The sequence below is a fragment of the Streptomyces sp. NPDC005485 genome (genome assembly GCF_040606085.1).
Lineage (GTDB): Bacteria > Actinomycetota > Actinomycetes > Streptomycetales > Streptomycetaceae > Streptomyces.
Genome location: NZ_JBEXDZ010000078.1, coordinates 34,390 through 41,857, shown reverse-complemented (window position 1 = coordinate 41,857; position 7,468 = coordinate 34,390). Strand labels below are relative to the sequence as shown.

Here is a 7,468-nt window from a genome sequence, read left to right as displayed (position 1 = left end):
CTTGCCCGTCGCCGCGTGGGCGTACTGCCCGGGGGTCGAGCATGGCGAAGCTTGGCTGGGGGCCGGCTACGCGACGGGCAGAGACGTACCGGCACGGACCCTTCCGTGCGTACGCGACTGCGGGGGCGTGGGGGCTGGGGAGTGGGGGCTTGCGGCTGCCGTTTCACTGCGGGTGCGTGTGACGCTGGGGGCTGGCGAAGCCTCGTTTCTGCGGGTGGGCTTGCGGTTGGGGGCGGTTGCCCACCCGGCAGCGGGGTGCGTGTGGCGCTGGGGGCTGGCGAAGCCTCGTTTCTGCGGGTGTGCGTGGAGCTGGGGGCGGTTGCCCACCCGGCAGTGGGGTGCGTGTGGTGCCGGAGGCCGGCGAAGCCTCGTTTCTGCGGGCGTGCGTGGAGCTGGGGGCGGCTGCCCACCCGGCAGCGGCGGTGCGTGTGGTGCCGGGGGCCGGCGAAGCCTCGTTTCTGCGGGTGGGCTTGCGGTTGGGGGCGGTTGCCCACCCGGCAGCGGGGTGCGTGTGACGCCGGGGGCCGGCGAAGCCTCGTTCCTGCGGGCAATCGTGCCGCCAGGGGCGGCACGGGTGGGCGCAGCGGCACCTCGTAAGCGCCGGGCTGCGTGACCCACCCCCGGCCGGCACCCACACCGGGTAACCGAGCAAAGCCACGGGGCACCCGGGGTTTGCCCACCCACCCCCGGTGTCTGGTGGTGTCGGGGGACGACGATGGCCCGGGCCCACGGGAGGTGGGACCGGGCCATCGGCGGGTGGGTCAGCTTTCCGCGGGGTCCGGGGCGGCCACGGCCTTACGCGTGCGCCGACGCGGCTTGACCTCGGCGGCGACCTCAACCGTGTCGACCACGGCCTCCGCAGCCTTGCGGGTGCGGCGGCGGGGCTTGACCTCGGGCTCCTCGGCCGTCTGGGCGGGGATGGTGGCCTCGGCGGTGTCGACGGCGGCTTCGGCAGCCTTGCGGGTGCGTCGGCGGGGCTTGGTCGCGGTGGCTTCGGCGGTGTCGACAGCGGCTTCGGCGGCGGCCGGGGCGGTCGTGGTGGCCTTGGCGCGAGTGCGGCGCGGCTTTGCCTCGACCGTTTCGACAGTCTCCGTGACCTCGGTGGCCTCCGGCGCGACGGCCGCGGCCTTGCGCGTACGCCGCGGCTTGACCGGAGCGGCCGGCGCCTCCGTGGCGACCTCCACCGTGTCGACGACGGCCTCCGCAGTCTTGCGGGTGCGGCGGCGACGCGGCTTGGCGGCAGCCTCCGTCGCGTCCGTGCCCTCGGCCGTGGCGACCGCGGCCTCCGCGGCTGCGGGGACCGACGGCTCGACGGCCGCGGCGACCTCGGTGACCTCGACGGCGGCCGTGGCCGCCACCGGCTCACCGGACGCCCCGGCGCGCGTGCGGCGGCGACGGCGCGGAGTGCGCGGCTCACTGGCCTCGACGGCGTCGGCGACGGAGGACGAAGACGTGGACGGCGACTGCGGAGCGGCGGACGTCTCGTCCGACGCCGACCCGCCGCGCGTACGACGGCGACGCCGCGGCGTACGCTCCGCACGCTCGCGCTCGGCGACCGGTGCGGGCGCCGACGAGCGGCCACCGCGGCCGCGCGGACCACCGCGTCCGCCGGTCTCACCGAGGTCTTCGACGACCTCGGCGGACAGGCCGGCCCGCGTGCGCTCGGAGCGCGGCAGGACGCCCTTCGTGCCGGCCGGGATGTTCAGCTCCTCGAAGAGGTGCGGCGACGTGGAGTACGTCTCCGGCGGGTCGCTGAACCCGAGGTCCAGCGCCTTGTTGATGAGCTGCCAGCGCGGGATGTCGTCCCAGTCGACGAGGGTGATCGCGATGCCCTTGGCGCCCGCGCGGCCCGTACGGCCGATGCGGTGCAGGTACGTCTTCTCGTCCTCGGGGGACTGGTAGTTGATGACGTGCGTGACGCCCTCGACGTCGATACCGCGGGCGGCGACGTCGGTGCACACCAGCACGTCGACCTTGCCGTTGCGGAACGCGCGCAGCGCCTGCTCGCGGGCGCCCTGGCCGAGGTCGCCGTGGACCGCGCCGGAGGCGAAGCCGCGCTGCTGGAGCTGGTCGGCGAGGTCCGCCGCCGTCCGCTTCGTGCGGCAGAAGATCATGGCGAGACCGCGGCCGTCGGCCTGCAGTATCCGCGAGACCATCTCCGGCTTGTCCATGTTGTGCGCGCGGTAGATGAACTGCGCGGTGTTGCGGACCGTCTTGCCCTCGTCGTCGGGCGACGTGGCGTTGATGTGCGTGGGCTGCGACATGTAGCGGCGCGCGAGACCGATGACCGCGCCCGGCATGGTCGCCGAGAACAGCATCGTCTGACGGCGGGCCGGCAGCATGTTGATGATCTTCTCGACGTCGGGCAGGAAGCCCAGGTCGAGCATCTCGTCGGCCTCGTCGAGGACGAGCGCCTTGATGTGCTTGAGGTTGAGCTTCTTCTGGCCCGCGAGGTCCAGCAGACGGCCCGGGGTGCCGACGATGACGTCGACGCCCTTCTTGAGGGCCTCGACCTGCGGCTCGTACGCCCGGCCGCCGTAGATCGCCAGAACGCGTACGTTGCGGACCTTGCCCGCGGTCTGCAGGTCGTTGGTGACCTGGGTGCACAGCTCGCGCGTCGGGACGACGACGAGGGCCTGCGGGGCGTCGGTGAGCTGCTCGGGCTGCGCCCGGCCCGCCTCGACGTCCGCGGGAACGGTCACCCGCTCCAGAAGCGGGAGGCCGAAGCCCAGCGTCTTGCCGGTGCCGGTCTTGGCCTGGCCGATGACGTCGCTGCCCGAAAGGGCGACGGGGAGCGTCATCTCCTGGATGGGGAAGGCGGTGACGATGCCGACGGCCTCAAGGGCCTCGGCCGTCTCGGGGAGGATTCCGAGCTCTCGGAAAGTCGTAGTCAGGGTGCTGCCTCTTCTGTGTACGCGGTGCGAGGCGAGCGCGGGGGTCGTGTCGGGACCGTGCCGGGGACGTCGGCCGCTCCGTGAGGGCGGGCCGAGTGGCATGGGACCACTGCCGACGCTCGAGCTCTCGTACCGCTGAGGGTTCCCTCCGGACGTCGTACGCAATGTGCCGTACGGCCGAGGAGGGCTGTCGGGTCGGAGCCGATCGGGCCACCGACCGGGCATCCTCATACGTGCGGCCCGTCGAATATTCAGCGGGCGCATTACCACCATACCCCGGAATCGCGCACACGCGATGGCCGATTTGGTCACATGGTCGTCGTCACAGTGATTGACCAGGGACTTCCGTGCCGCAGTGAGCGGGCTATTGTGCGCTTCATGACGACGCCTGACAACGCCGCTGACACATCCGCCGAAGCCCCCACCCAGGCCACCGGAGTCGCCGCCCAGGACTGGGACACGGCCGCCGCCGACCCGCAGTACCGCGCCGCGGTCGTCGACCTGCTCGGGGCACTCGCGTACGGGGAGCTGGCCGCGTTCGAACGGCTCGCGGAGGACGCCAAGCTGGCGCCGACCCTCAGCGACAAGGCGGAGCTCGCGAAGATGGCGTCCGCCGAGTTCCACCACTTCGAGCAGCTCAGGAACCGGCTCGCGGCGGTCGGCGCGGAGCCGACGCAGGCCATGGAGCCCTTCGTCGCCGCGCTCGACGGCTTCCACCGCCAGACGGCGCCCTCGGACTGGCTGGAGGGGCTCGTCAAGGCGTATGTCGGCGACTCGATCGCCAGTGACTTCTACCGCGAGGTCGCCGCGCGTCTCGACGAGGACACCCGGGGACTCGTCCTCGGCGTCCTCGACGACACCGGGCACGCCAGCTTCGCCATCGAGAAGGTGCGCGCCGCGATCGACGCGGACCCGCGCGTGGGCGGCCGACTCGCCCTGTGGGCACGCCGGTTGATGGGCGAGGCCCTGTCCCAGTCGCAGCGCGTGGTCGCGGACCGCGACGCCCTGTCGACGATGCTCGTGGGCGGTGTCGCGGACGGCTTCGACCTCGCCGAGGTCGGCCGGATGTTCTCGCGGATCACCGAGGCGCACACCAAGCGGATGGCCGCGCTGGGACTGGCTGCCTAGGACTTCTCGGCGGGGTTCCCGCGGCGCCTGCGATGCTTGCGGTGCTTGTGTCGGTCGGCTCGGCTACGCCGTCGCCGACCGGCGCCGAAATCTTTTCGCGGGCCGCAGCAGCAGCGACAGCAGCGCCGCGGCGACGGCCACCGCGCCGATCATGATCGCCAGGAAGTGGCCGGCGCCGAGCGCGGTGTGCGTGAGGAAGGCGCCGAACAGCGCTCCGACGACACCGGTCGACAGGACCAGACTGCGGACCGGGAGCCGGTGCGGCAGTCGGTACGCCGCCGTCCATGCCAGCGCGAGACCGAGCAGGGCGGAGCCGAGCGCTTCCAAGAACATAGTGGGGGTCCCTCCCGCACGGCCGGTGCAAATCGGTCGTAGCCGGTCTTACCCGCGACCTGCGGAATGCAATCCTCCTCTGTGCGCCGGTTGTGCTCCATCTGTGCAGTTCAGGCCAGAAAACAGTGCGGTTCGAGGCAGAAACATTCGAGGCAGAAAAAAGGGGCCCGGCGGCCATGGCCGCCGGGCCCCTTCCGGGTCACCTGAACTACAGAGCGCCGAAGCCCACCTTGCGGGGGGCCTGCTCGCCGAGCTCGACATACGCGAGACGGTCGGCCGGGACCAGGACCTTGCGGCCGTGGTCGTCCACGAGGCTCAGCAGCTGCGACTTCCCGGACAGTGCCTCGGACACCGCGAGCTCGACTTCCTCGGCGGTCTGGCCGCTCTCCAGAACGATCTCGCGGGGCGCGTGCTGCACGCCGATCTTGACCTCCACGGCTATGTCCCTCCGACGGTCAGTGATGTGCGCGTGTCTCCGCGCCGTACGCAGCACACATTAGCCCGGTGAGGGGATGTGCACGCTCCGCTCAAGAACGCCAGGAGCGAACAGCGGACGGGAACAAAGGAGCGGTCAGGCGGTCAGTGGTGGTCGATGCCGTGGAGCGGGAACCCGGCGATGCCGCGCCAGGCCAGCGACGTCAGCAACTGGACCGCCTCGTCGCGCGGCACGCTGCGGTCGCTGTGCAGCCAGGAGCGGGCGACCACCTGGGCCAGCCCGCCCAGACCCGAGGCCAGCAGCATCGACTCGGCACGCGACAGACCGGTGTCCTCCGCGATGACGTCGCAGATCGCCTCCGCGCACTCGTGCGTGACCTTGTCGACGCGCTCACGCACCGCCGGCTCGTTCGTCAGGTCGGACTCGAAGACCAGTCGGAAGGCGCCGCCGTCGTCCTCGACGTACGCGAAGTAGGCGTCCATCGTGGCCCGCACGCGCAGCGAGTTGTCCGAGGTGGACGCGAGCGCCGTGCGTACCGCCTGCAGCAGGGACTCGCAGTGCTGGTCCAGCAGGGCGAGGTAGAGGTCGAGCTTGCCCGGGAAGTGCTGGTACAGGACCGGCTTGCTGACGCCCGCGCGTTCGGCGATGTCGTCCATCGCGGCCGAGTGGTATCCCTGCGCAACGAATACTTCCTGGGCGGCGCCGAGGAGCTGGTTGCGTCGGGCACGGCGCGGCAGGCGAGTGCCCCGCGGGCGTGCCGCCTCTGTCTGCTCGATGGCTGTCACGCCGCCTCCCAAAATTGTCCACATGCGGTGTGCGCCGCGCGGCCATCGTACTTTTCGGTAACCCTGGTGTGCGCGGTGCGAGCGCAGAATTTCACGGACCGGACGGCGGCGATACGGCGCAGAGGGTGCCGAAGGGGGGCGAGGTGGGCGGCCCGGTGCCGGGGAAACCGCTCTGATCAGCGGCGTTCCGTCATTCGGGCGCGGCTTCGCCGCCCGTCGGCTCGCCTGGCCCGCTCACGTTTTTTCTGTCCGCCGTCGTCTCTCTTCCTCGTCTGTTCCCTGTTTTTCACCCCGCCGAGGCGGTCGGAGGGCGCTCAGCGGTACTCGTCCTCGTTGAGTTCGACGACCCTGGCCTGCTCCGCCCGGTCCGCCTCGTCGGCGTTGTCGGGGTCGCCTCCGGTCAGCGGGTCGTCGTCGTGCGGGGTCAGGTCCGCCTGCTGTTCGGCCGCGTCGGCCTCGGGGGCCTCCGTGTCCAGCGCGTCCCGGTCCTTCACGTCGAAGGTCTCCGGGTCTGTCGGGTCGACTGCCATGGTTCCTCTTCCCGAGCGGTGCGAGCGCGCTTGTGTGCGGGTGCGCTCCTGTACGGGTTTGGGTGCCCTCGTCCTGAAGCCTAGGAGACACCCGATCGGGGCGCTATGCGGTCGGTCTGTGGTGCCCCTGCCGGATACGTCCGGGTGTTCCCCGCTTGCGTCGTGGGTGTCCTCACGTACGACAGGGGTGTCCTCGCCGAATACCCGGTATCTGTGACGGCGAACACATGAACCAGTGCGTGATCGTCTCGTAACATTGCCCGCATGTCTTCGACCGAGCTGCCGTCCGCGCTGGCCGCCCCTGTCACACCGAAGGTCAGTGCCGTCAAGGTCGCGGAGGGGGAGCGGCTGCGGTCCGTGGGGCTGCCGGGGATCACGCTGACGGTGCGCTCGAGACCGGCGGCGCGCGAGGGACTGCCGCCCGCCCTGTACGTGCACGGCCTCGGCGGTTCCTCGCAGAACTGGTCGGCGCTGATGCCGCTGCTCGACGGGCTCGTGGAGAGCGAGGCCCTCGACCTGCCCGGTTTCGGGGACTCGCCGCCGCCGGACGACGGCGACTACTCGGTGACCGGGCACGCGCGCGCGGTCATCCGCTATCTCGACGCGGCCGGGCATGGACCGGTGCACCTGTTCGGGAACTCGCTGGGCGGGGCCGTCACCACGCGCGTCGCGGCCGTACGGCCCGACCTCGTCCGCACGCTCACCCTGGTCTCGCCCGCCCTGCCGGAGATCCGCGCGCAGCGCACGGCGTGGCCGACCGCCCTGCTCGCGCTGCCCGGCGTGGCACGGCTGTTCACCCGGCTCACCAGGGACTGGACGGCGGAGCAGCGCGTCCGCGGAGTGACGGCGCTCTGCTACGGCGACCCCGGCATGGTCACCCCCGAGGGCTTCCGCAACGCGGTCGAGGAGATGGAGCGGCGGCTCGCCCTCCCCTATTTCTGGGACGCGATGGCACGCTCCTCGCGCGGCATCGTGAACGCGTACACGCTGGGCGGTCAGCACGGGCTGTGGCGCCAGGCGGAGCGGGTGCTCGCGCCGACGCTCCTCGTCTACGGCGGTCGCGACCAGCTCGTCGCCTACCGCATGGCCCAGCGCGCGGCCCGCGCCTTTCGCGACTCCCGGCTGCTGACGCTGCCGGACGCGGGGCATGTCGCGATGATGGAGTACCCGCAGACGGTGGCCACCGCCTTCCGTGAACTTCTCGCCGAGACCGGCCGGTTGGGGGACTCGGACGACACGGAGGGCCCGGTCGGGCCCACCGGGGTCGGGGCCGCCGCCTCCACCGTGGCCGCGGACGAGGCCGGCGCCACCGGCACGGGGAGCTGAGACGCCGAGTGGGACGTCACAGCCGCCGAGGGCGAG

7 protein-coding genes are annotated in these 7,468 nt (G+C 71.8%); 2 read left to right on the top strand and 5 right to left on the bottom strand.

Annotation, left to right across the window (positions count from 1 at the left end; translation table 11 throughout):
* Window positions 1–761: 761 nt before the first annotated feature.
* Window positions 762–2,801, bottom strand: coding sequence for a DEAD/DEAH box helicase (locus tag ABZS97_RS24870; protein WP_356140583.1), 2,040 nt, complete (start codon window positions 2,799–2,801; stop codon window positions 762–764).
* A 471-nt stretch (window positions 2,802–3,272) separates the two neighbouring features.
* On the opposite strand from ABZS97_RS24870, the gene ABZS97_RS24865 reads away from it, so the two are divergent.
* The gene (locus ABZS97_RS24865; protein ID WP_356140579.1) at window positions 3,273–4,022 is read left to right on the top strand and encodes a ferritin-like fold-containing protein; all 750 of its coding nucleotides are present in this window, start codon (window positions 3,273–3,275) and stop codon (window positions 4,020–4,022) included.
* A gap of 63 nt (window positions 4,023–4,085) precedes the next feature.
* Here the strand turns inward: ABZS97_RS24865 and ABZS97_RS24860 are convergent, their stop codons facing one another.
* From ABZS97_RS24860 to ABZS97_RS24845, 4 genes are all read right to left on the bottom strand, one after another.
* Window positions 4,086–4,355 (bottom strand): hypothetical protein, encoded by a 270-nt coding sequence (locus ABZS97_RS24860; protein WP_356140577.1) that lies wholly within the window; start codon window positions 4,353–4,355, stop codon window positions 4,086–4,088.
* Between the two features lie 208 nt (window positions 4,356–4,563).
* Window positions 4,564–4,791: a DUF3107 domain-containing protein gene (locus ABZS97_RS24855; RefSeq protein WP_356140575.1), complete on the bottom strand. Its 228-nt coding sequence runs from the start codon at window positions 4,789–4,791 to the stop codon at window positions 4,564–4,566.
* A gap of 143 nt (window positions 4,792–4,934) precedes the next feature.
* On the bottom strand, window positions 4,935–5,576 hold the full coding sequence (locus ABZS97_RS24850; protein WP_356140572.1) for a TetR/AcrR family transcriptional regulator: 642 nt from the start codon (window positions 5,574–5,576) through the stop codon (window positions 4,935–4,937).
* Window positions 5,577–5,890: 314 nt separating this feature from the next.
* Window positions 5,891–6,106, bottom strand: coding sequence for a hypothetical protein (locus tag ABZS97_RS24845; protein WP_356140568.1), 216 nt, complete (start codon window positions 6,104–6,106; stop codon window positions 5,891–5,893).
* A 264-nt stretch (window positions 6,107–6,370) separates the two neighbouring features.
* Between ABZS97_RS24845 and ABZS97_RS24840 the strand changes: the two genes are divergently transcribed.
* A complete protein-coding gene (locus ABZS97_RS24840) occupies window positions 6,371–7,432 on the top strand; it encodes an alpha/beta hydrolase (RefSeq protein WP_356140566.1) in 1,062 nt (353 codons plus the stop codon).
* Window positions 7,433–7,468: the final 36 nt, after the last annotated feature.